The sequence below is a fragment of the Streptococcus sp. GMD1S genome (genome assembly GCF_000296875.1).
Taxonomy (GTDB): domain Bacteria; phylum Bacillota; class Bacilli; order Lactobacillales; family Streptococcaceae; genus Streptococcus.
In genome coordinates this window covers 1-1,297 of record NZ_AJQY01000365.1, presented here as the reverse complement: position 1 = coordinate 1,297, position 1,297 = coordinate 1, and the positions used below count along the sequence as shown (strand labels likewise).

Annotated in this window: 2 protein-coding genes; both read left to right on the top strand. The window is 46.0% G+C overall.

Annotated features, from left to right (window positions below; genetic code table 11):
- A partial coding sequence (locus tag GMD1S_RS10355) for a M42 family metallopeptidase (RefSeq protein WP_000308986.1) occupies nucleotides 1-861 on the top strand: 861 nt, incomplete at its 5' end.
- Between the two features lies 1 nt (nucleotide 862).
- Nucleotides 863-1,297 (top strand): HIT family protein (locus GMD1S_RS10350; protein WP_000335634.1); only part of this gene is annotated, 435 nt, incomplete at its 3' end.

Sequence of the window (1,297 nt, the reverse complement as noted above, 5' to 3'; positions counted from 1 at the left end):
CGCTATGTGACTGCCCATGTGGATACGCTGGGTGCTATTGTCCGTGCTGTCAAACCAGATGGCCGTCTCAAATTGGATCGTATCGGTGGTTTCCCTTGGAACATGATTGAAGGGGAGAACTGTACGGTTCATGTGGCTAGCACAGGTCAAACGGTATCTGGGACCATCCTCATCCATCAAACTTCTTGCCATGTCTACAAAGATGCAGGAACTGCTGAACGCACACAGGACAATATGGAAGTGCGTTTGGACGAAAAAGTAACCAATGAAAAGGAAACGCGCGCCTTGGGCATCGAGGTTGGCGACTTTATCAGTTTTGACCCGCGAACTGTCGTGACAGAGACTGGTTTTATCAAGTCCCGTCATTTGGATGACAAGGTCAGCGCAGCAATTTTGCTCAATCTTCTTCGTGTTTATAAGGAAGAGGGGATTGCATTGCCAGTAACAACTCATTTTGCTTTTTCAGTCTTCGAAGAGGTTGGTCACGGTGCCAACTCCAATATTCCAGCTCAGGTAGTGGAATATCTAGCTGTGGATATGGGAGCTATGGGCGATGACCAGCAGACGGATGAGTATACAGTTTCTATCTGTGTCAAGGACGCTTCAGGTCCCTATCACTATGACTTCCGTCAACACTTGGTAACTTTGGCGAAGGAGCAAGATATTCCTTTTAAGCTCGACATTTATCCATTTTACGGTTCGGATGCTTCAGCGGCTATGTCAGCAGGAGCAGAGGTCAAACACGCCCTCCTTGGAGCTGGTATTGAGTCCAGTCACTCTTACGAACGAACACATATTGATTCGGTCGTGGCGACAGAGCGTATGGTAGACGCCTATCTCAAGAGCACCTTGGTAGAATAATATGTGCTTGATTTGTCAAAGAATTGAATGGATCAAGGCAGGGGAAAATCCCTACTTTGTAAAAGAACTAGAAACAGGCTATGTTGTTATTGGAGATCACCAATACTTTAAGGGCTATACCTTATTTCTGGCAAAAGAGCATGTCACAGAACTCCACCATATGGAGACTTCTGTAAAACTTCGCTTTTTAGAGGAAATGAGTTTGGTCCAAGAAGCAGTCGCCAAAGTATTTGAGGCTGAAAAGATGAATATTGAACTCCTAGGAAATGGTGATGCCCACGCTCATTGGCATCTCTTTCCACGAAGAACAGGTGATATGAAGGGTCATGGATTGAATGGCCGTGGGCCAGTCTGGTGGATGCCATGGGAAGAAATGGCGGCAGAAGATTGCCAAGTGAAATCCCATGAGTTGGAACAAATGATTAAAGCCTTATCC